Consider the following 19787-nt stretch of genomic DNA (forward strand, 5'->3'; position numbering starts at 1 on the left):
CTGGAGAAGCCTCGCGCCCAATCCGCGTCTTAACTGAGCTGCGGGTAGCTCAGCCTGGCCGCTGGTGCGTCAACCGAATCGCGGATGCTTCCACCGAGAATGCCAGGGAGCTGTCGGTGCAGGACTGGCTTCCTCGCCCCTTTGGGGAGAGGTGCCGAGCGCCGCGAGGCGGAGAGGGGAACCTGGCGCTCATCGAGGGCGATTGTCGGAACGGAAGCCTCCCTCGCTGGGCGAGGGAGGCTGCTTGTTGCACGTCAGGCCTTGAGCACTTCGACGCCGGGCAGTTCCTTGCCTTCCATCCATTCGAGGAAGGCGCCGCCGGCGGTGGAGACATAGGTGAAGTCGTCGGCCACGCCGGCATGGTTGAGCGCTGCCACCGTGTCGCCGCCGCCGGCGACGGAGACGAGCTTGCCGGCCTTGGTGCGGGCGGCCGCGTGCTGGGCGGCGGAGACAGTCGCCTTGTCGAAAGGCTCGATCTCGAAGGCGCCGAGCGGGCCATTCCAGACCAGCGTCGAGGCGCGGTCGATCCAATCGTTGACCGAAGCGACGGTCTTGGGACCGACGTCGAGGATCATGGCATCGGCAGGCACTGCGTCGATGGCGACGACCTCGTTGGCGGCACCCGCCTTGAACTCGCGGGCGATGACGCCGTCCGACGGCAGGATGATTGCGCAGCCGGACTGGGCAGCCTCGATCATGATCTGCTTGGCGGTAGGGGCGAGGTCATGCTCGCACAGCGACTTGCCGACATCGGTGCCGCGCGCGGCGAGGAAGGTGTTGGCCATGCCGCCGCCGATGACGAGTGCGTCGACTTTCTTAACCAGGTTCATCAAGAGGTCGATCTTGGTCGAGACCTTGGCGCCGCCGACGATGGCGACGACCGGCTTGACCGGGTTGCCGAGGCCTTTTTCCAGTGCCTCGAGCTCAGCCTGCATGGTGCGGCCGGCAAAAGCGGGCAGCTTGTGGGCGAGGCCTTCGGTCGAGGCATGCGCGCGGTGGGCGGCAGAGAAGGCGTCGTTGACGAAGATGTCGCCATTGGCGGCGAGCTGCTCGACGAAAACAGGGTCGTTCTTTTCCTCGGCCTTGTAGAAACGGGTGTTTTCGAGAAGCAGGATGTCGCCGTCCTTCATGGCGCCGACGGCGGCGGCGGCCCGTTCGCCGATGCAGTCGGCGGCAAAGCCAACCGGGCGGCCGATGACCTGCGATGTGGCGGTCGCGATGGGCGCCAGCGACAGGGCCGGATCCGGGCCGTCTTTCGGGCGGCCGAAATGGGCGAGCAGGATGACCTTGGCGCCCTTGCCGGCAAGCTCGGTGATGGTGGGTGCGACACGCTCGATGCGAGTGGCATCCGTCACCTTGCCGTCTGATACCGGCACGTTGAGGTCGACGCGGACGAGAACCCGCTTGCCGCTGACGTTGCCGATGGTGTCGAGAGTCTTGAAGGCGGCCATAAGGTTCCCTTTCCTATGGAGAGATTGCGCGGACCATACAAATCGCGGGCGCGGATGCAAGGTTTGCGCGGCGGAGTGGGTGAAATTTTGATGCTCACGGCTCTTCCTGTTGCGGTCGTGAGCGGCTATCGCCGGAGAAACGAGGGGAAAGCATGCGCATCGCGGTCACCGGCACGCACGGCAGCGGCAAGACGACCCTCATCGACGACTTTGTCGCCGCACATCCAGCCTATGAGCACGAGCAGGAGCCCTATTGGGCGCTGGCGCAGCATGGCACGCCATTCGCCGACGGTGCCACATCGGCTGATCTCGAGGAGCAGTTGGAGCAGAGCTGCGCGATGATCCTGGCGTCAGTTGCTTCGCCCGACATCGTCTACGACCGCTGCCCGCTCGATTTCGTCGCCTATCTGGAAGTGGTCGCAGTACAGGAGGGGTTCGAGTGGGTGCCGAGCGGCAAGCTGCTCGGCAGGATCGAAAAGGCACTCGCGTCGCTCGGCCTCGTCGTCTTCCTGCCGCTGTCGCGGCCGGACGAGATCGACGTGACGATCGAGCTTCCACGGCTGCGCAGCAAGGTGGATACGCGGCTGAAGGCGATCATCCGCGACGACGAGCTCGGGCTTCTCGAAGGGCGCCCCAAAATCCTCGAACTGCGGGGCACGCGGGCGGAGCGGCTGGCGCGGCTCGCGGGGATTGTGGCCGGGTGAAGACGGCGCTGCTTGCCGCGCAGTCTGCCGGCAATCTGCGGGATGCCGAATCCGTACGCTGTCCGGCTTCGGATGTTCTTGATATGTTCTAGTTCTGCTGATGCATTTCTGCGGAATGCTGGAGGACAATGACGATGAGTGCTTATGCCACGGTTGGTGCGATCGACGATGCCAAGTCGAACGCCTTTTATGACGCGACCTTGGCTACGATCGGCTGGAGCAAGCACACGGAGTTTCCGGGCTGGCGCGCCTATTCGGAGGGCGGCAAGGGCGATGGCTTCGTGCTCTGGGTCTGCAAGCCGTTCGATGGTGAGCTCGCCAGCGGTGGCAACGGCTCGATGGTCGGCTTCATGGTCAAGTCCACCGCAGAGGTGGATGCGTTCCACGCGGCGGCGATGCAGCATTGCGGAACCGATGAAGGCGGACCGAACCCGCGTCCGCACTACGGGCCGGACTGGTATTCCGCCTATGTGCGTGATCCCGCGGGGAACAAGCTTGCGGTGGTCTACAACGGGTGAGGTTGAGGAAGGGCGGTCGCTGTCAGGCGATCCTTCCAGGGCGGCCCCTGTCGCAGACGGGCTGCAAGCAGAGAGGCTGAGTGCTTGATAGGCGCGACGTCGATGCCCTCCCTACTCCTTGTGATGAGGGCTGCAGGGGTGTTTTGGGGCGTCGCGCGACGTGTACCCCACAAGGGGAGGGTTGCGCCTCACGCGTCCTCGGATAACCCCTCGGAGGTCGTCGACGCTTCCGTCTTGGCCTGCTTCTCCGGCCGCTTGGCGAAAAAGCGCCTGATGCGGTCGCTGATCTCGCCGCCGCTGAGGAACACTGGAACGGGCGGCGGGGGCGGGGCGGGCTCGATCGACAGGCCGACAGAGACGATGCGGCCCTTTTCGTCGACGTCGCGGACGATCAGGTCGATCAGGCCGAGCGAGACGCGGTCGGCATATTCGACATGGCCGCGCAGGCGCAGCTTGATCAGCTCGGCGATGGTGAGCTTGCGCTCTTCTTCCTTGACGGTCGCGCCATAGGCGGCTTCCAGCTCGCCGGCGAGATGGGTCTGGTCGACGGTGAAGGCGCCGAAGAAATCTTCGTCCTCGGCATCGACCTCGGCACGGCTGGCGAAGAGCCTGTCGAGCAGGCGTGGGTAGCGGTCGGGCACGAAGATGTAGACGTTGTCGCCGGCCTGCAGGCGGCCCATGTCCTGGAAGCGCATCGAGCGGCCGTCGCGCACGACCAGCGAGGGCCGCGCCCAGCGCGGGATTCGCTGCCCCTTGGCGACCGGCGAGCCCGGTACGACGCGATAGGCGAGCAGTTCGTGGTGGGCGGAGCCGGGCAGTTCGAGCTCGACCTTGTCGAGCGGGCCGAAGCGCTGCGGCACGATGAGGCCGAGGCGGCGGGCGAGCGGGCCGACCGTCCAGCCCTGGATGACGAGCGACGTCAGCACGATGATGAAGGCGATGTTGAAGATGTCCCTGCCATTCTCCAGTCCGCCGAGTACTGGGGTGATGGCGAGCAGGATGGAGACGGCGCCGCGCAGGCCGACCCAGGAAATGAAGGCCGTTTCCTGGCGCGGGATGTTGAACGGGATGAGGCAGAGCCAGACCGCCACGGGGCGTGCGACGAACATCAGGAACAGGCCGAGCACCAGTGCTGCAACCACGATTTCGGGGAACTGCGACGGCGTGGCGAACAGGCCAAGCACCAGGAACATGATGATCTGGGCGAGCCAGGACATGCCGTCCTGGAAGCGCTTGAGCGTCGACACGGCGCGGATGTCGGAATTGCCGGCGACGAGACCGGCGAGATAGACGGCGAGGAAGCCGGATCCGCCGACCGCGCCTGCGGCGGCGAAGACCAGCAGCGACAGCGTCAGCACGAAGATCGGCAACAGACCGCGGTCGAGATTGAGGCGCTCCACAAGCTTGACGATCAGGAAGCCGCCGAGCAGGCCGATGGCGGCACCGAGGATCATCTGGACGAAGAAGCCGATGGCGAGATCGACAAGCAAAAGGTCGGTGTCCGGCTTGGCCCCGAGCGCGATGATCTCGACCAGGGTGATGGTCAGGAAGATGGCGATCGGGTCGTTGGTGCCGGACTCGATTTCGAGCGTCGAGCGGACGCGCTCGCGCAGGTTGATGTTGCCGGCGCGCAGCAGGAAGAACACCGCCGCCGCGTCGGTCGAGGCGACGGCCGCCCCCAGCAGGAAGGATTCGAGCCAGGTGAAGCCGGTCAGGTAGTAGGTGGCGATGCCGAAGATGACGGTGGTGATGGCGACGCCGATGGTGGCGAGCGTCAGCGCCGGCATGCCGGCCTGGCGCAGCACGCCGAGCGGCGTGCCGAAACCGGAATCGAACAGGATCACGGCGAGCGCGATCGAGCCGACGAAATAAGCAATGTGGGCATTGTCGAAGACGATGCCGAGGCCGTCGACGCCGCTGGCAAGGCCGATGCCGAGGAACAGCAGCAGCAGGGGGGCGCCGAAGCGGAAGGCGATCAGGCTCGAAAACGCCGCCGCCACGACCAGCGCGGTGCCTACCAGCGTGATGAGATATACCGCCTGTTCCATCCCCGACCCGTTTGCGAACCACCTGTTAGCTGCGTCGGTTGAGAGTGCGGCGAAGAAAAGGCCATGTGCAAGCAAGAATGGATTTTTGCCGGCTTGGACCAAACATTTTTTGCATTGCGGTAGAAATGAAAACGCCCGGCCGAAGCCGGGCGTTGCCAATAGGTTAGCTTGTGGTCCGAGACGGGCGCGGCAATCAGCCGATGGTGCGGCCCATCACGACGGCCGTGTCGGCCATCCGGTTGGAGAAGCCCCACTCGTTGTCGTACCAGGACATGACGCGCACGAGGTTGCCCTCGATGACCTTGGTCTGGTCGAGCGCGAAGGTCGACGAGGCCGGGTTGTGGTTCATGTCGATGGAGACCAGCGGCTCGTCGGTGTAGGCAAGCACGCCCTTGAGCGGGCCATTGGCTGCAGCGACGAGCACCGCGTTGACCTCTTCGACCGTGACGTTCTTCTTGGCCAGGAACTTGAAGTCGATGCAGGAGACGTTCGGGGTCGGCACGCGGATCGAGACGCCGTCGAGCTTGCCCTTGAGTTCCGGCAGCACCAGGCCGACGGCCTTGGCGGCACCGGTCGAGGTCGGGATCATCGACATCGCCGCGGCGCGGGCGCGGTAGAGATCCTTGTGCATGGTGTCGAGCGTCGGCTGGTCACCAGTGTAGGCATGGATCGTGGTCATGAAGCCCTTTTCGATGCCGAAGGCATTGTTGAGGACCATGGCGACGGGAGCCAGGCAGTTGGTGGTGCAGGACGCATTCGAGATGACGATGTGGTCCTTGGTGATCTTGTCGTGGTTGACGCCGTAGACCACGGTCAGGTCGGCGCCGTCGGCGGGTGCCGAGACGATGACGCGCTTGGCGCCGGCGGCGAGGTGCGCCGAAGCCTTGTCCTTCGAGGTGAAGATGCCGGTGCATTCGAGCGCGATGTCGACGCCGAGTTCCTTCCACGGCAGCTGCGACGGGTCCTTGATTGCGGTGACCTTGAACTTGTCGGTGCCGATGTTGATCTGGTCGCCCTCGACCTTCACTTCGTGCGGGAAGCGGCCATGCACGCTGTCGTAGCGCAGCAGGTGGGCGTTGGTCTCGACCGGGCCGAGATCGTTGACGGCGACGACGTCGATGTCCTTGCGGCCCGACTCATAGATGGCACGCACGATGTTGCGGCCGATGCGGCCGAAACCATTGATGGCAACTCTAACGGTCATGTTGGTTCTCCTGGGGGACGTCTTATGCCTGAAGCCGAGCCGTGGCGGCCTTTGCGGCAGCCTCGGCGGTGATGCCGAAATGCTTGTAGAGCTCTTCGATCGGGGCGCTGGCGCCGAAGCCGTGCATGCCGATGAAGACGCCGTCGGAACCGATGAAGCTGTCCCAGCCCTGGCGGATGCCGGCCTCGATGGCGACCTTGACCTTGGCATTGCCGATCATCGCCTTGCGATATTCCGGGCTCTGCTGTTCGAACAGCTCGAAGGCGGGAACCGAGACGACGCGGGTCGGGTGGCCGGCGGCCTGCAGCAGCTTGCGGGCGTCGAGCGCGATCTCGACCTCGGAGCCGGTGGCGAAGATGGTGACTTCGGCATCGCCGTCGGCGGTGGCGAGTTCATAGGCGCCGTAGCCGCAGAGGTTTTCCTCGACATATTCGGTGCGTACCGCCGGCAGGTTCTGGCGGGTCAGCGCCAGCGTCGACGGGGTCTTGCGGTTCTCCAGCGTCAGCTGCCAGCACTCTGCAGCTTCCGTGGCATCGGCCGGACGGAAGACGATGTGGTTGGGGATGGCGCGCAGGGCCGCCAGATGCTCGACCGGCTGGTGGGTCGGGCCGTCTTCGCCGAGACCGATCGAATCGTGGGTCATCACGAAGCCGACGCGGATGCCCATCAGCGACGCCAGGCGCATGGCCGGGCGGGCATAGTCGGAGAAGCACAGGAAGGTGCCGGAGTAGGGGATGACGCCGCCATGCAGCGCCATGCCGTTCATCGCCGCGCACATGCCGAGCTCGCGGATGCCGTAGTGGACGAAGCGCTGGCCGTAGTCCTCGGCCGTGATGTTCTTGGTCTGGCTGGTCTTGGTGTTGTTGGAGCCGGTCAGGTCGGCCGAGCCGCCGATGGTCTCGGGCACGACGCCGTTGATCACCTCGAGCGCCATTTCCGACGACTTGCGGGTGGCGACCTTCGGCTTGTCGGCGGCGAGCTTCTTCTTGTACTCGGCGATGGCGGCGTCGAAGCCGGCTGGCAGGTCGCCGCGCATGCGGCGCTCGAACTCGCCACGGACTTCCGTGCCGGCCTCGGCGAGGCGCTTTTCCCAGTCGACGCGCTTCTTGGCCGAGTTCAGGCCGGCGAGACGCCATGCGTCGAGGATGTCGGAGGGGATCTCGAAGGCAGGGTATTCCCAACCGAGTGCCTTGCGGGTCGCCTCGATTTCGGCAGCACCCAGCGGCGAGCCATGCACCTTGTTGGTGCCGGCCTTGGCCGGCGAGCCGAAGCCGATGGTGGTCTTGGCGCCGATCAGCGTCGGACGGTCGGAGCGCTTGGCGGCCTCGATGGCACCGGCAATGGCTTCCGGATCATGGCCGTCAATGGCCAGCGTGTTCCAGCCTGAGGCGGCGAAGCGCGCCAACTGATCGGTCGAATCCGACATCGAGATCGGGCCGTCGATCGAAATGTTGTTGTCGTCCCAGAAGACGATCAGCTTGTTGAGCTTGAGGTGACCGGCAAGCGACAGCGCCTCCTGCGAGATGCCTTCCATCAGGCAGCCGTCGCCGGCGAGCACGTAGGTGTAGTGGTCGACGAGCTTGTCGCCGAACTGGGCATTCATGATGCGTTCGGCGAGCGCCATGCCGACGGCGTTGGCGAGACCCTGGCCGAGCGGACCGGTGGTCGTCTCGATACCGGCGGCGTGGCCGTATTCAGGGTGGCCGGCGGTCTTGGAGCCGAGCTGGCGGAAATTCTTGATCTCGTCGAGGCTGATGTCCTCGTAGCCCGAGAGGTAGAGCACCGAGTAGAGCAGCATCGAGCCATGGCCGGCCGACAGCACGAAGCGGTCGCGGTCGTGCCAATGCGGATTTGCCGGATCATGCTTGAGGAAGCGGGTGTAGAGCACGGTCGCGATGTCGGCGGCGCCCATTGGCAGGCCGGGATGGCCGGAGTTGGCCTTCTCGACCGCATCCATGGACAGAAAGCGGATCGCATTGGCCATCCGGTCGTGTTTTTCGCGCGAGGACATCGTCCCTCCCATAGCCGAGAAAAGGGGCCGCCGACGGCCCCAGAAAGGTGGGGGGACACATAGCAGGCACAGGGCTTGAGTCAACAAATCGGTGCGTTTTCGCGCCCTCATTGCGGCGCGAAGTCACGCCCCGGCCGCTTCGCTGTGTCGGCTTGGACACGCTTAATGGGGGAAAGACAAAACAGCTTTGTTGACGCCTCCTTCAACCGGTGCCTAATGTTTCCTTGATAACGCGTTCTGAAACGTGCGCGATTCGGTGATGGGCGGGGGTCTACGAGAGCCATGACCGGGGATACGACACTCAGGGAAGTCATTGGCCGGCTAGGCAGGGCGATCGATACGCTCGAGGGCGCGGTCGCCGCGCGGCTCGAGCACGATCAGGACTACGGCGAAGCCGAAGCCGAGGTCCAGCGCATGAATGCCGACCGGGCGCGGCTGGCGCAGGAACTCGACAATTCCGAAGCCCGGGCCGAACGGCTGGAAGAAGCCAACAAGGAAGTCTCGCGGCGGCTCGTGACGGCGATGGAGACGATCCGCGCTGTGCTGGACAGGTAGGGTGGAGATGGCGCAAGTCACCGTTACCATCGATGGCAAGCAATACCGCATGGCCTGCGACGAGGGCCAGGAAGAGCACCTCATCGACCTCGCCAACCGTTTCGACCGCTACGTGCTGCATCTCAAGGATTCGTTCGGCGAGATCGGCGACCAGCGACTGACCGTGATGGCCGGTATCATGGTGATGGACGAGCTGTCGGAGCTGCAGAAGCGCGTCAAGGGCATGGAAACCGAGGTGCTGACGCTGCGCAAGACGCGCGACGATGCTTTGACCAAGGCCGATAAGAACGATGCGGCGCTGACCGGCGCGCTGGGCTCGCTGGCCGAGCGCATGGAGCAGCTGGCGCTGAGCCTGACGAAAAAGGCTTGAGCGCGGAGAAAGTTCTGGGACGGGCTTCCACCTTCGGGGGAAGATGGAGACCGAAAGAAAAACGCGCCGGCATGCCGGCGCGTTTTTTGTTTCAGGCTGAGGCCGATTGTCAGGCGTCGATGGTGCGCAGCGCCTGGGCCTGCTTCTTGGCAGCGGCCTTGACCGCGTCCTGGACCTTTTCGAAGGCGCGGACCTCGATCTGGCGGACGCGCTCGCGGCTGATGTCGAATTCGGCCGAAAGCTCTTCCAGCGTCAGTGGCTCGTCGGCAAGGCGACGCGCCTCGAAGATGCGCTTTTCGCGGTCGTTGAGCACCGACATGGCGCTCGCCAGCATGCCGCGGCGGTTGTCGAGCTCGTCCTGCTCGATGAGCATGGTTTCCTGGCTGTCATGGTCGTCGACCAACCAGTCCTGCCACTCGCCCGACTCGCCTTCGCTGGCGCGGATCGGTGCATTCAGCGAAGCGTCGCCCGACAGGCGGCGGTTCATCGACACCACCTCGGCCTCGGAGACATTGAGACGCGTGGCGATCTCGGTGATGTGCTCGGGCTTCAGGTCGCCGTCGTCGAGCGCCTGAATCTTGCCCTTGACCTTGCGCAGGTTGAAGAACAGACGCTTCTGGTTGGCGGTGGTGCCCATCTTGACCAGCGACCACGAGCGCAGGATGTACTCCTGGATCGAGGCCTTGATCCACCACATGGCATAGGTGGCGAGACGGAAACCGCGCTCCGGCTCGAATTTCTTGACGGCCTGCATCAGGCCGACATTGCCTTCCGAGATGACTTCGCCGATGGGCAGGCCATAACCGCGATAGCCCATGGCGATCTTGGCCACCAGACGCAGGTGGCTGGTGACCAGCTTGTGGGCGGCGGTGGTGTCTTCATGCTCGTTGTACCGCTTGGCGAGCATATACTCTTCCTGCGGCTGGAGCATCGGAAAGCGGCGGATTTCTTCCAGGTAGCGGCTGAGGCCGCCTTCGCCGGAAACGATACTGGGTAGTGACTGGGCCATAAAGCACCCTCCCTCTTTGCGAGCTATGCCCCCTGATCCAGGCGAGCATGTGGCGCGGCTGCCGAATTGCCTGTCGCGCTATGGGTTTCTTATACAGGAACAAAACCAGAAAAGACACGATTTGTTCAACGCGAAACAGAGTGTCACGCCTAAGTGAACAATACGAGTCAGGTTTTCTGATCGAAGGTTCAGAGATTGCGAAAGCCTTCGACCAATTCCCCCATGTCGCGAGGCAAGGGCGCCTCGAACCGCATGATTAAATGGGAAGCCGGGTGGCGAAATGCAAGGAGGCGGGCGTGCAAAGCCTGGCGGGGGAATGCCTTGACGGCAGACTGCAGCGGTTCGGGCAACCGGTTCGACTTGGTGCGGAAGGCCTGGCCATAGTCGGGGTCGCCGACGACGGGGTGGCCGATATGGGCCATGTGGACACGAATCTGGTGGGTGCGGCCGGTTTCAAGTCGGCACTCGACCAGGCTTGCCGTGGTGAATTCGGCCTGGTCCTGGCCGAACCGCTCCTGCACGGTGAAATGGGTGATGGCGTGGCGGGCGTCGTCGCGGTGTTCGGGCACCACGGCGCGGCGGACACGGTCGGCGTGGCGGCCGAGCGGAGCGTCGATGGTGCCGGTCATGCGCTGCGGAAAGCCCCAGACCAGCGCGTCATAGGCGCGTTCGAGGTCGCCGGTTCGGCCATGGTCGGCGAAGGCCTCGGACAGCGACTTGTGGGCGCGGTCGGTCTTGGCGACGACCATCACACCAGATGTTTCCTTGTCGAGGCGGTGGACGATGCCGGGTCGCTTGACGCCGCCTATGCCCGACAGGCTTTCGCCGCAATGGTGGATCAGTGCGTTGACCAACGTGCCGGTCCAGTTGCCGGCGCCGGGATGGACGACGAGGCCGGCCGGCTTGTTGATGACGATCAGCTCGTCGTCCTCATAGAGAATGTCGAGCGGTATCGCTTCGCCCTCGGGTTCGGCCGGTTCGGCCTCGGGCATATCGATGGCTATTTCGTCGCCGGCAGCCAGCTTGCGCTTGGCCTCCTCGACGACCTTGCCGCCGATGCTGACCGCACCCTGCTTGATCAGCGCCTGGACGCGGCTGCGCGACAGATCGGGCGCAAGGCGGCCGGCCAGCCACTGGTCGAGCCGCACTCCTGCGGCATCGGCGTCGGCTTCGAGCACTATCAAAGTGCCTGTCGCTTCGCTATCTGATGCGCTCATAACAATTGTTCCGGAAGTTTTGCCATGTCTCGGCCCGCTATCGAAGAAGAAGACAAGCCGCTCGACCCATCGGTTGAGCGTGTCCGCAGGAAACTGGTCCGCTTCTTCATCATTAATATAGGGCTGTTGTTCATCGCCCTTATGGCCGTCCTCGGCGGCGTTGTCTACAAATCGCGGACGCCGGAGGCAGCCGCTCCGGTGGCGAGCGGCGACATCCAGGTGCCGGCGGGCGGCCAGATCAGCGGCGAGATCATCCTGCCGGTGGGCGCCAAGATCATGTCGCAGGCGCTGTCGGGCAACCGCATCTCGATAGACGCCGAACTCGTCGACGGCAGCAGGACCATCTTCCTCTACGACATCGCCGAACGGCGCCTGATCGGCCAGTTCCAGGTCCGCAACAAGTGAGCTTCGTCGCCGCCGGGCGCCGCATCGCCACCGTCTCGGTGGTCGTCGCCGACTACGACCAGGCGATCGCCTGGTATGTCGGCAAGCTCGGGTTTTCCCTTGTCGAGGATGTTGACCTCGGCGGCGGCAAGCGCTGGATAACTGTCGAGCCGGGCAGCGGGCAGGGCGTAAGGCTGCTGCTCGCCAAAGCGGATGGCGAGAGCCAAGTGGCGGCAATCGGCAACCAGACCGGCGGGCGTGTGTTCCTGTTTCTGGAGACCGACGATTTTGCCCGCGACCATGCGGCGATGGCGGCCAATGGCGTCGAATTCCGTGAAGCGCCGCGCCACGAGGCCTATGGCACCGTCGCCGTGTTCGCCGATCTCTGCGGCAATCTGTGGGATCTGATCGAACCGAAGCGTTGATGCCGCTGCGGCAGCCTGGACAAGTGCAAATAACGCGTGCCGGGCTGTTGCTTTTTCGAAAACGCCAGCCTATATCGCCGATCTCGGCTGCGCCCATCGTCTAGCGGTCAGGACACCGCCCTCTCACGGCGGGAACAGGGGTTCGATTCCCCTTGGGCGTACCAACTTCTCCAAGCACATATTGTACTGCGCGCCGCAGCCGCCAAACGACGATCAAGCAAGGCCATTGGTCTGACGCTCTCGATCCTGCGATCGCGCGTGGCCGGCCCATTCTTGTTGTCCGGCGAGCGCCAGGAGCGCTTCGCATGCTCATCCCCGAAACGTCGACGACGCTCCGCATGATCCCGCCAGCAGCGCAACGCTTGATGGCAGAACGCGTGGGCGCGACCGTCAACGAAACGGCAGGCTGCCACGCCGTCTATGTCTCCAAGCTCGACGCCGTCGCCGCCATCATCGAACAGGCCGCGACCGCCAAGTGACCACTGGCAAGTGAATGACGGCGACAAACAATCCCCGCATCCATCGGAACAGGGACCGGTGAACGGGCAGGCGCTCGGCCTGCCCGGCACAATCACTTCGAGCGGCAGAGGCCGGTCTTGGTGATTTCCTTGTCGCCGTCGTCATAGGCGATTCCGACCTTTTCGGCGGCCAGCGAGGTGATCGTGCCCTTGTACCACTCGCCGGCGCCCTTGAAGTTGCACTCGACCTTTGAGCCGATCATCCAGTCGTAGGGACGGACCTTGCCGAGGCTGGTCGTTTCGCGCTCGTTGTCGTCGTAGCGGACGGTGATCGTGTCGCCGTCAATCTTTTCGATGACGCCGGCAAACCAGTAGCCGGAACCCTTGTAGTTGCCGAGAACCCAATCGCCCGTCGTCTGGGCGTTCGCTATGCCTGCGCCGGCGAGAATGGCGCCTGCGGCCAGTTGAACCGAAAGTAGTCGTGTCAAAATATTACCCCAAGTATTTCACCCCAGCCCCATTTGAGCTGTACGAGCATGCATAATTGAGCTGATGTGAATACACGATGAAATTTGGCGCCCCAGGCCAGACAATTCGGCCGACGATGCTGCCGGGCTTCACGTCCTAGAAGTCCAAGTTGACGGCGGGTTCGGAACCTTGCGTGGCTGCGGGCGTTGCGGATGGCAAAGGAGATTGCCGCCATGCTTCGAACGCTCGCACTGCTTGTCGTCGGCTACGCTGCCTACCGGATCGGCCGGGAGTTCATCGCCAGCGTGCCATCGGATTTCGATCCGGTGCCGGCGCCTTCGGATACACCCAGGCGCCGCCGCAAGCTCGGGGCGAAACCGGCTGCCAAGGCTGCCACGGCCACCACGCACTAGGTGGCTTCCCACAATGTTTGCTTGTTGCTGATGCTTCGGCCGCTCAATACCGGCGCAGCCGGTCGCGGCGACAGCTGTGGGTTGCGCCGATAGCTACGCTTGCGTTTCGACGGGGATGCGCTCCGGCTGTCCGCTTTCTGACGGTTCGGCCTTATCGCGGTCGTGGTCGAACTGCTGCGCATCGGGCAACGCATGCAGCCAGTTTTCGCGGCGGCCGGTCCAGAGTTCATATTGAGGCGTGAGATCGGAGGGAACGACGTCGAGATTGCCGAGCATGACCTCGGCCTCGTTGTCGCTGACATAGGTCACGCGGCTGCCGCAGGTGACGCAGAAGCTGCGGTTGCCATAGGTGCTGATCTGGCCCGTCTGTTCAAGGGCTGAGACCGGCCAGACGGCGTAGGCCGAGAACGCCGAACCACTGGTCTTGCGGCAATCGGCGCAGTGGCAAATCCCGACACGCAGAGGCTGGCCGGTCACCCGGAAGCTGACGCCACGGCAATAGCAACTGCCGAATCGGATTGTCTCGCTGCGACGGTTTTCCATGGCAGGGCTCCTTTCCGCTTCAACCGAAAGCCAAAGGCAAACGTTCCCGGGCTAGAGCGGCATGCGGCCGCGTTTCGGCGTTACGATCCATGGCTCGATCGACACCGCTTCCGTTTCGCGGATGCCGACGGAGCGGGCAAAGCCGGCGAAGGCATTGCGGGCGCCGTCGACCGACAGTCGGTCCTCGCGTGCCGCCTGGCAGGCGCGCATCGCCGTGTTGTAGATCGGTCCGCGTCGCTGTTCTGGCCACCTTGCGAGGAAGCCGAGCGCGTCGGCTACGGTTGCGATCTGCAGGATCGCCTGGTCCGCGTCCTTGACGAAGATCGGGCTGGAAAAGCTTCTGGCTGTCATCACTTCCTCCTGGGTCATGGACCGTCTTTCGAGCAAGCGAACCCGTCGGCAGTTGGCGCGACAGGCAGACCAGGAAAATGGCGACGGCAGCCTTTCCCGTCAAGAATGGAGTTCAAGCCGCATCCGGCGACGCGGCCAGTATTCCGGCCTCCGTGCAGAAGCTTTCGAAAGCTCCCCTGGCCTCGTCGACAGGGATCGAGCCGTTGATCGCGGCCTGGAGGGCGTTTTCCGCCAGGTAGAAGAATGGGTTGCGCTTGTCTTGCGGCCAGCCATCAAGAAATTCGACGGCATCCGGCACCGACACGACCTCGCGCAGCGAAAACTCTCCATCCTTGACCCAGACGTTCGGTGTAAAATCCATCCACCAAAACGCGGCCGAAGACGGAGGGTTGCATCGGCAAAAGCCGCCCGTTGCGGCGCGGCTTTCGGCATGCCTTGACGATACAGCGCTCGAAGCCGCCGTGCAGCTTGCTCAGGGCAGGCATCCTGGGGTCGCTGACTTGTCGATGGAAGGAGAACGGCAGACCGTATCTTGCCAGTCACGAACGGAACGTTGGCCAACAGCACTGGATGTGCCGTGCCGACGCGAAATCATCTTGTGCCATCGGTTCGCAGGCATCAGCAATGTACAATTCAGGATTGCTTGATATCAACTGGCCGGGCTACTGCCCGGACCAGGAGCCGCATGAGAAGGTGGCTCGTTGCCACGAAATGCCATTGCCATAGCGACTTTCAAATGCACATGCCCGTCCAGAGTTCGCCCCGCCGCCCGACAGACCCGATGAGCGCAGCGGAGCTGACGGCGCACCCGCTGTTTCCACGCATCGACCGTCGTTTGGCGATGCATCTGATCGCGATCCACGAGCAGACGCCAAGGCTGGCGCGGCTCAAGGCTTCGCACCGCAAATGGCTGATGACCCAGTCGCTCTATGCGCTTACGCTCGAGCGCACCGAGGACGACCCTCATTCGGGCCTTTCGCAGTCGCGCCTGGTCGACATCGCCACCAGCATCGGCGCTGTCAGCCACAACACGGCACGAGCCTTTCTGCAGGAATTGCTGACCTACAAGTTTCTGACCGAGGTCCCCACCCCGCACGACAAGCGGCTACGCCTGCTCGACACGACCGATGCGAGTCGGAAGGCGATGACCGGCTGGTTCATGGGGCATATGAGCTGCCTCGATGAGCTGGACAATGGCGGGCGGCACGCCCGCTGCACCGCTGACGACAGGATCTTCCGCGCCGCCCAGCCACGCGCAGCCCGGCGGCTGATCGAGAACCCGGTGTGGCGTTATCCGGCCGAAAGCATCAATTCGTTCCTGCAGTCGGAACTGGGCGGGATGATCCTGCACGAGCTCATCTCGCGCATCGATGATTTCATCCCGCAAGACGGCAAGGTGATCGTCGGTCCCTCCAGCCTGGCGGAACTCGCCGCGCGATACTTCATCTCCGTCACGAACCTGCGCAGAATGTTCAAGAAAGCGGAAACAAGCGGGCTGATGGGCTGGTCGGAGGCATTGGACCAAAGGGTGTTGTGGCTGTCGGCGACGTTCCTGGACGACTATTTCCTGTGGCAGGCGCAGAAATTCGCCGCTCTGGACGAGGCCTATTGCTGGGCGGTTCAGAACATTGCCGGAGACGGCCCGGCCACTGGCTGATCGAAGAGCATCGGCAGAAATGCCGCAGCTTCCAGCGGCGGCAAGATAGAACCAGATTTGGTCGTTTCCGGACGCGCAGGCAGCCCTTATCACGCGCTGAAGGGCGTGCGGCAGTCAGGTTCAGGGCAACGAAAGGTTGCCGTGCTGTGCCCCTTCATTCCAGGGGTTTTTCATGAAAACAGTTCTTCTTGCTTCGACCTTGATGCTTGCCGTTGCGGGCAGCGCGTTTGCCGCCGATGTGGTTGCCCACGAGCCGGCGCCGGCGGAGGCGCCGGCTGGTTTTGTCTGGACCGGTGGCTATGTCGGCCTGCATGGCGGCTACGCCTGGCTCAATGGTACGGTCGATGTCGCTACGGCCGAACGGCCCTTCGATATCGATGGCTTCGACAACGGGCTGCTGGGTGTCCATGCAGGCTACAATTGGCAGCTTGGCGGCGGTTTCGTCGGCGGTATCGAGGTTGACCTCTCGCATGCCTGGACCAAGCGGGACTTGGTCGTCCGTGTCAGCGTTCCCGATTTCCCGCCGATGGACATTCCCGTCGAAGCCGGGACCAACTGGCAAGGCAGCGCGCGCCTGCGCGCCGGCTATGCGATGGACCGTACGCTGCTTTTCGCGACGGGCGGCGTTGGCTTCGCCAATACCTACGTGAAGATGCAGGCCTATGACGAAAGCAAGACGTTCCTGGGCTGGACAGTGGGTGCCGGCATCGAGCACGCGTTCACCGACAACTGGATCGGCCGCCTCGAATACCGTTATGCCGATTTCGGTTCGGAGACGTTTCCGGGCGACATCAAAATCGGTCTCAACGAGCACACCGTGCGCGCCGGCATCAGCTACAAGTTCTGACCGGCACTGCCCGACTAGAAAAGAGCCCGGCTTCGCGCCGGGCTCAGACTGCTGACAAACCCCTGGCGAGAGTTGGGGGTTTGTGATTCAGTGGGTGATGTTGAAGCGAGCTGGCCCTGAACAAACCGCACTTGAGATCGTCACACTTGATCAACTGGTTCCAGTTGATCACCTTCTGCGCAAGATCGATGGTGTTATCGATTTCTCGTTCATCCACGATCTGACAGCGCCGCTTTACTGCGCCGACAATGGTCGCCCGCCACTCGATCCGACCTTGATGTTCAAGGCGCTGTTCATCGGCTACCTGTTCGGGGTGCGCTCGGAGCGGCAATTGGTGCGAGAGATCGAGGTCAATGTCGCCTACCGGTGGTTCCTGCGGCTGAAGCTGACGGACAAGGTGTTCGACGCCTCGACATTGTCGCAGAACCGCCGCCGGCGCTACCAGGACGAGACGATCGCGCAGGCGATCTTCGACCGCATTGTCGAGCAGGCGATCGGGGCAGGCTTGGTCGACGGCACGGTGCTCTACACCGACAGCACGCACCTGAAGGCCAATGCCAACAAGGGCAAGTACGACCTTGCCATGGTCGCCAAGTCGCGTGCCGACTACTGGGGCGAACTCGACCGGGCGATCGATGCCGAACGGGCGCTGCACGGCCAGAAGGCGCTGAAGGAGCAGGAGCGGCAGCCTGCGGTGAAAGAGACGAAGGTCTCGCGCACCGATCCTGAGGCAGGCTATATGGTGCGCGAGGGCAAGCCGAAGGGCTTCTTTTATCTCGATCACCGCACGGTGGATGGCGGCTTGGGCATCATCACCGACACGTTTGCCACGCCGGCCAACGTGCATGACTCGATCGTCTATCTCGACCGGCTCGACCGCCAGGTGGAGCGTTTCGGCTTCGACGTCACGGCGGCGGGGCTGGATGCCGGCTATGCCACGCCAGGCATCGCCAAGGGCCTGGAGGACAGGAACATCCAGGGTGTCGTCGGCTATCGCAACCCGCCCCGGCCAAAGCCTGGCAAGATGAGGAAGGGCGCTTTCGTCCATGAGCCGGACCTTGACGGCTATCGTTGCCCGCAGGGCCAGTTGCTCACTTACGCCACCACAGATCGCGGCGGTTATCGCCACTACAGGAGCGACCCGACGATCTGCCGCAACTGTCCGCTGCTGGCGTCTTGCACATCAAACGCCAAGGCCGAGCGCACCATCACGCGCCATGTCTGGCAGGATGTCCGCGAGCGGGTCGATGCCAACCGCTTAACCGCATGGGGCAAGGCGATCTATCGACGCCGCAAGGAGACGGTCGAGCGATCCTTCGCCGATGCCAAGCAGCTCTTCGGCCATCGCTATGCACGCTTCCGAGGGCGAACACGCGTCGCCTGCCAGTGCCTGATCGCAGCCGCCGCCCAAAACATGAAAAAGATCGCAATCAGCCTCTGGCCAAAGCCAAAACCAAGCCTCGCATGAGGCCAAAGCGGGCTCGCAACGGCCCTGGCATCTGCTCCCCGAAATCAAGCCAAAAGCTCAATCAACCCACAAAACAAAACCCCGCCGAAATTCGTCGGGGTTCGTCAGCAGTCTGAGCCCGGCTTCGCGCCGGGCTTTTTTTCGTCATGGACGGCAGGTCCGGCTGGACCTCACTCGGCTGGCAGGCTGCGCACGAATTCGACGCCGTCGATGACAAGCAGGTGCGGCTCGGGTGCGGCGGCGATGCGCTGGACGCCGTCGCTGCAGGTAAACACCGGCCAGCCGCTGTCGGCGCACAGGATCTCGACGAACCAGTTGCCGAGCTGGTCGGTCAGGCTGATGCGCAAGGCGCCGTCCTTGAGGCGCCGCGCATGGGAGCCGTTGGTTGCCGTCCAGGTCCAGGGTCCGCCGAGAGGCGGCCGGGAGAACATGACGAAGGGATAGGTCCTGGGCGGCAGGCCTTCATATTCGGCCGCCAGGCGATAGCGCATCATCGCGGTGGTGTAGTCGGCGGCGATGGACGGCCAGCGCGCATAGAGCATGCCGACGCCGTGCAGATGCGGATCGACAAGCAATTGGCGAGCACGGCTCTCGGCAGCATGGGCCGCCGTTGCCATGGCGACGGCGGCGATGGCAGCAAGCAGCATTGCGATGCGTCGCGACATGTGCCCGGGCCTCAGAGCCCATCCCGGATAGGAACGAGCGCTCGTTGGAGCGTGACCTTGCCCGCGAACCTGTTTCCCAGTTTTCGGGAAAGAATCAGTCGACATCATTGTCGCCGCTTGCCGTAGCGGGATCAATGGCGGGATGATCTCTGCCTTCGGACCGCAACAGGGCAAGGCCGATCGGAAAAAATCTTGGGAAAATTGAATCGCGAAAAAAACCCCGAACGCCTCTTGCGTTCGGGCACCGGGTCGATGCCCGAACCTGGTGAAGCGCGCCAACAGGCTGGCGTCGAATTCACCCGGTCCCGAAAGCCTGATGCTTTCGGGCTAGCAATTCGGGGTTGCAGACCGCCTTTTCGTCAGGCGGCGGCTCTTGCCCTGAAACGGGGTATGCTTGCCAGCAGCAGATCCTTGTCACGCACGCCGCTACGATAAAGCTTGAGGAGCGTCCTCGCTATCTCGCTTGCCCAGACGGAACTCGGGTCTTCGCCGCGTTCGTGGCAAATCTGGTCGAACACATGCTGAAGAAGCGCGAGATCCCTGGGATAAATCGGGGAGTTAGGCTGGGTGAAAAGTACGTGCTCCATAGTCTTCTCCCATATGGTGCTTGTTCTTTTGTCTTATGCTTTGCTGCTGAGTTTTTGCCTGCTTGCTGCCGCGGTCAGCAAAGCTGATCGCGATCAAGAACCAAATCCGCGCTCATGCCCTTGGGTATAGAACGAGGATAGAGTTCAGCATCGTCACGTATGTGGAAGCATCTGCCGCAGGCGATCGCATCAATATGCCTCCTTGAGGCAAAGGTTGCATGCAGGCGTGGGTCATTTCAGGGCGGAAATTCTGCTCTACAACCTCAGTGATGTCGAGTCACTCTGGGTTGCAGTGGGTTGCAGGAAAAAAGCGGCTCGGAATCAAGCGAAAGGGCCCGCCAGGAGGGGAACGGCAGGCCCTTTCTGGACGTGGCTGAAAGGAAAAGACCACGCCCGGTGTGCCAGAACGCAACTCTTCGGGGCGGGAGATGGTT

General features: G+C 63.4%; 23 protein-coding genes and 1 tRNA gene. 12 read left to right on the top strand and 12 right to left on the bottom strand.

The genetic code is table 11. The annotated features are described in order from the left end of the window. Positions 1-254: 254 nt before the first annotated feature. Positions 255-1451, bottom strand: a complete 1197-nt coding sequence (locus SLT36_RS07040; protein WP_432286493.1) for a phosphoglycerate kinase — start codon at positions 1449-1451, stop codon at positions 255-257. Positions 1452-1603: 152 nt separating this feature from the next. Here SLT36_RS07040 and SLT36_RS07045 point away from each other — a divergent pair, with 152 nt between their 5' ends. Next, a complete protein-coding gene (locus SLT36_RS07045; protein WP_432286495.1) occupies positions 1604-2155 on the top strand; it encodes an AAA family ATPase in 552 nt (183 codons plus the stop codon). A 134-nt stretch (positions 2156-2289) separates the two neighbouring features. Next, positions 2290-2673 carry a VOC family protein gene (locus tag SLT36_RS07050; protein WP_432286496.1) on the top strand — a complete coding sequence of 128 codons (384 nt, stop codon included), beginning with the start codon at positions 2290-2292 and terminating at the stop codon, positions 2671-2673. Between the two features lie 188 nt (positions 2674-2861). Here the strand turns inward: SLT36_RS07050 and SLT36_RS07055 are convergent, their stop codons facing one another. The 3 genes from SLT36_RS07055 to tkt form a co-directional block, all read right to left on the bottom strand. Beyond that, positions 2862-4721 carry a potassium/proton antiporter gene (locus tag SLT36_RS07055; protein ID WP_432286498.1) on the bottom strand — a complete coding sequence of 620 codons (1860 nt, stop codon included), beginning with the start codon at positions 4719-4721 and terminating at the stop codon, positions 2862-2864. Between the two features lie 193 nt (positions 4722-4914). Beyond that, positions 4915-5925 carry a type I glyceraldehyde-3-phosphate dehydrogenase gene (gene gap, locus SLT36_RS07060; protein WP_192314028.1) on the bottom strand — a complete coding sequence of 337 codons (1011 nt, stop codon included), beginning with the start codon at positions 5923-5925 and terminating at the stop codon, positions 4915-4917. Positions 5926-5947: 22 nt separating this feature from the next. Continuing rightward, positions 5948-7936: a transketolase gene (tkt, locus tag SLT36_RS07065; RefSeq protein WP_432286499.1), complete on the bottom strand. Its 1989-nt coding sequence runs from the start codon at positions 7934-7936 to the stop codon at positions 5948-5950. A gap of 282 nt (positions 7937-8218) precedes the next feature. On the opposite strand from tkt, the gene SLT36_RS07070 reads away from it, so the two are divergent. Then, positions 8219-8491, top strand: coding sequence for a DUF4164 domain-containing protein (locus tag SLT36_RS07070; RefSeq protein WP_067957185.1), 273 nt, complete (start codon positions 8219-8221; stop codon positions 8489-8491). Between the two features lie 7 nt (positions 8492-8498). Beyond that, positions 8499-8861, top strand: a complete 363-nt coding sequence (locus tag SLT36_RS07075; RefSeq protein ID WP_067966084.1) for a cell division protein ZapA — start codon at positions 8499-8501, stop codon at positions 8859-8861. A 109-nt stretch (positions 8862-8970) separates the two neighbouring features. Here SLT36_RS07075 and rpoH read toward each other — a convergent pair whose 3' ends face one another. Beyond that, the gene (gene rpoH, locus SLT36_RS07080; RefSeq protein ID WP_067957191.1) at positions 8971-9870 is read right to left on the bottom strand and encodes an RNA polymerase sigma factor RpoH; all 900 of its coding nucleotides are present in this window, start codon (positions 9868-9870) and stop codon (positions 8971-8973) included. A 188-nt stretch (positions 9871-10058) separates the two neighbouring features. Beyond that, positions 10059-11087: an RluA family pseudouridine synthase gene (locus tag SLT36_RS07085; RefSeq protein WP_432286501.1), complete on the bottom strand. Its 1029-nt coding sequence runs from the start codon at positions 11085-11087 to the stop codon at positions 10059-10061. 24 nt (positions 11088-11111) lie between these two features. Here SLT36_RS07085 and SLT36_RS07090 point away from each other — a divergent pair, with 24 nt between their 5' ends. The 4 genes from SLT36_RS07090 to SLT36_RS07105 all read left to right on the top strand — a co-directional run bounded on the left by SLT36_RS07090 (position 11112) and on the right by SLT36_RS07105 (position 12375). Then, a complete protein-coding gene (locus tag SLT36_RS07090; protein ID WP_432286502.1) occupies positions 11112-11492 on the top strand; it encodes a fimbrial protein in 381 nt (126 codons plus the stop codon). After that, the gene (locus SLT36_RS07095; protein WP_432286503.1) at positions 11489-11896 is read left to right on the top strand and encodes a VOC family protein; all 408 of its coding nucleotides are present in this window, start codon (positions 11489-11491) and stop codon (positions 11894-11896) included. The genes SLT36_RS07090 and SLT36_RS07095 overlap by 4 nt, the downstream gene beginning before the upstream one ends. 89 nt (positions 11897-11985) lie before the next feature. Continuing rightward, positions 11986-12060: transfer RNA gene (locus SLT36_RS07100), tRNA-Glu, on the top strand. A 141-nt stretch (positions 12061-12201) separates the two neighbouring features. After that, entirely contained in the window at positions 12202-12375 is a 174-nt protein-coding gene (locus tag SLT36_RS07105) for a hypothetical protein (protein ID WP_432286505.1), read from the top strand. Positions 12376-12467: 92 nt separating this feature from the next. Here the strand turns inward: SLT36_RS07105 and SLT36_RS07110 are convergent, their stop codons facing one another. Next, positions 12468-12842, bottom strand: a complete 375-nt coding sequence (locus SLT36_RS07110; protein WP_432286506.1) for a tudor domain-containing protein — start codon at positions 12840-12842, stop codon at positions 12468-12470. A gap of 213 nt (positions 12843-13055) precedes the next feature. Here SLT36_RS07110 and SLT36_RS07115 point away from each other — a divergent pair, with 213 nt between their 5' ends. Further along, entirely contained in the window at positions 13056-13235 is a 180-nt protein-coding gene (locus SLT36_RS07115) for a hypothetical protein (RefSeq protein ID WP_432286508.1), read from the top strand. Positions 13236-13328: 93 nt separating this feature from the next. On the opposite strand, the gene SLT36_RS07120 is transcribed toward SLT36_RS07115, so the two are convergent. The 3 genes from SLT36_RS07120 to SLT36_RS07130 form a co-directional block, all read right to left on the bottom strand. Beyond that, positions 13329-13778 (bottom strand): GFA family protein, encoded by a 450-nt coding sequence (locus tag SLT36_RS07120; RefSeq protein ID WP_432286509.1) that lies wholly within the window; start codon positions 13776-13778, stop codon positions 13329-13331. 51 nt (positions 13779-13829) lie between these two features. Beyond that, on the bottom strand, positions 13830-14129 hold the full coding sequence (locus SLT36_RS07125; RefSeq protein WP_432286511.1) for a DUF982 domain-containing protein: 300 nt from the start codon (positions 14127-14129) through the stop codon (positions 13830-13832). A 112-nt stretch (positions 14130-14241) separates the two neighbouring features. Then, positions 14242-14490, bottom strand: a complete 249-nt coding sequence (locus tag SLT36_RS07130) for a DUF982 domain-containing protein (RefSeq protein WP_432286513.1) — start codon at positions 14488-14490, stop codon at positions 14242-14244. A 420-nt stretch (positions 14491-14910) separates the two neighbouring features. Here SLT36_RS07130 and SLT36_RS07135 point away from each other — a divergent pair, with 420 nt between their 5' ends. From SLT36_RS07135 to SLT36_RS07145, 3 genes are all read left to right on the top strand, one after another. Beyond that, on the top strand, positions 14911-15786 hold the full coding sequence (locus SLT36_RS07135; protein WP_432286514.1) for a hypothetical protein: 876 nt from the start codon (positions 14911-14913) through the stop codon (positions 15784-15786). Positions 15787-15958: 172 nt separating this feature from the next. Beyond that, positions 15959-16633, top strand: a complete 675-nt coding sequence (locus SLT36_RS07140; RefSeq protein ID WP_067957269.1) for an outer membrane protein — start codon at positions 15959-15961, stop codon at positions 16631-16633. 97 nt (positions 16634-16730) lie between these two features. Beyond that, positions 16731-18101 (top strand): IS1182 family transposase, encoded by a 1371-nt coding sequence (locus SLT36_RS07145; RefSeq protein WP_432286516.1) that lies wholly within the window; start codon positions 16731-16733, stop codon positions 18099-18101. A 170-nt stretch (positions 18102-18271) separates the two neighbouring features. Here the strand turns inward: SLT36_RS07145 and SLT36_RS07150 are convergent, their stop codons facing one another. Together SLT36_RS07150 and SLT36_RS07155 are read right to left on the bottom strand one after the other, a co-directional pair. Continuing rightward, entirely contained in the window at positions 18272-18766 is a 495-nt protein-coding gene (locus tag SLT36_RS07150; protein WP_432286517.1) for a hypothetical protein, read from the bottom strand. Between the two features lie 359 nt (positions 18767-19125). Then, complete coding sequence (locus SLT36_RS07155) at positions 19126-19353, bottom strand: hypothetical protein (RefSeq protein ID WP_067957276.1); 228 nt, start codon at positions 19351-19353, stop codon at positions 19126-19128. Positions 19354-19787: the final 434 nt, after the last annotated feature.

This window comes from Aminobacter sp. BA135, assembly GCF_050859125.1.
Taxonomy (GTDB): domain Bacteria; phylum Pseudomonadota; class Alphaproteobacteria; order Rhizobiales; family Rhizobiaceae; genus Aminobacter; species Aminobacter ciceronei.

Coding starts and splice junctions, on each gene's coding strand:
- SLT36_RS07140 (WP_067957269.1), top strand. CDS start 15,959: ATGAAAACAGTTCTTCTTGCTTCGACCTTGATGCTTGCCGTTGCGGGC.
- tkt (WP_432286499.1), bottom strand. CDS start 7,936: ATGTCCTCGCGCGAAAAACACGACCGGATGGCCAATGCGATCCGCTTT.
- SLT36_RS07145 (WP_432286516.1), top strand. CDS start 16,731: ATGTTGAAGCGAGCTGGCCCTGAACAAACCGCACTTGAGATCGTCACA.
- SLT36_RS07105 (WP_432286505.1), top strand. CDS start 12,202: ATGCTCATCCCCGAAACGTCGACGACGCTCCGCATGATCCCGCCAGCA.
- gap (WP_192314028.1), bottom strand. CDS start 5,925: ATGACCGTTAGAGTTGCCATCAATGGTTTCGGCCGCATCGGCCGCAAC.
- SLT36_RS07150 (WP_432286517.1), bottom strand. CDS start 18,766: ATGTCGCGACGCATCGCAATGCTGCTTGCTGCCATCGCCGCCGTCGCC.
- rpoH (WP_067957191.1), bottom strand. CDS start 9,870: ATGGCCCAGTCACTACCCAGTATCGTTTCCGGCGAAGGCGGCCTCAGC.
- SLT36_RS07045 (WP_432286495.1), top strand. CDS start 1,604: ATGCGCATCGCGGTCACCGGCACGCACGGCAGCGGCAAGACGACCCTC.
- SLT36_RS07125 (WP_432286511.1), bottom strand. CDS start 14,129: ATGACAGCCAGAAGCTTTTCCAGCCCGATCTTCGTCAAGGACGCGGAC.
- SLT36_RS07090 (WP_432286502.1), top strand. CDS start 11,112: ATGTCTCGGCCCGCTATCGAAGAAGAAGACAAGCCGCTCGACCCATCG.
- SLT36_RS07135 (WP_432286514.1), top strand. CDS start 14,911: ATGAGCGCAGCGGAGCTGACGGCGCACCCGCTGTTTCCACGCATCGAC.
- SLT36_RS07070 (WP_067957185.1), top strand. CDS start 8,219: ATGACCGGGGATACGACACTCAGGGAAGTCATTGGCCGGCTAGGCAGG.
- SLT36_RS07040 (WP_432286493.1), bottom strand. CDS start 1,451: ATGGCCGCCTTCAAGACTCTCGACACCATCGGCAACGTCAGCGGCAAG.
- SLT36_RS07085 (WP_432286501.1), bottom strand. CDS start 11,087: ATGAGCGCATCAGATAGCGAAGCGACAGGCACTTTGATAGTGCTCGAA.
- SLT36_RS07075 (WP_067966084.1), top strand. CDS start 8,499: ATGGCGCAAGTCACCGTTACCATCGATGGCAAGCAATACCGCATGGCC.
- SLT36_RS07050 (WP_432286496.1), top strand. CDS start 2,290: ATGAGTGCTTATGCCACGGTTGGTGCGATCGACGATGCCAAGTCGAAC.
- SLT36_RS07155 (WP_067957276.1), bottom strand. CDS start 19,353: ATGGAGCACGTACTTTTCACCCAGCCTAACTCCCCGATTTATCCCAGG.
- SLT36_RS07055 (WP_432286498.1), bottom strand. CDS start 4,721: ATGGAACAGGCGGTATATCTCATCACGCTGGTAGGCACCGCGCTGGTC.
- SLT36_RS07115 (WP_432286508.1), top strand. CDS start 13,056: ATGCTTCGAACGCTCGCACTGCTTGTCGTCGGCTACGCTGCCTACCGG.
- SLT36_RS07120 (WP_432286509.1), bottom strand. CDS start 13,778: ATGGAAAACCGTCGCAGCGAGACAATCCGATTCGGCAGTTGCTATTGC.
- SLT36_RS07130 (WP_432286513.1), bottom strand. CDS start 14,490: ATGGATTTTACACCGAACGTCTGGGTCAAGGATGGAGAGTTTTCGCTG.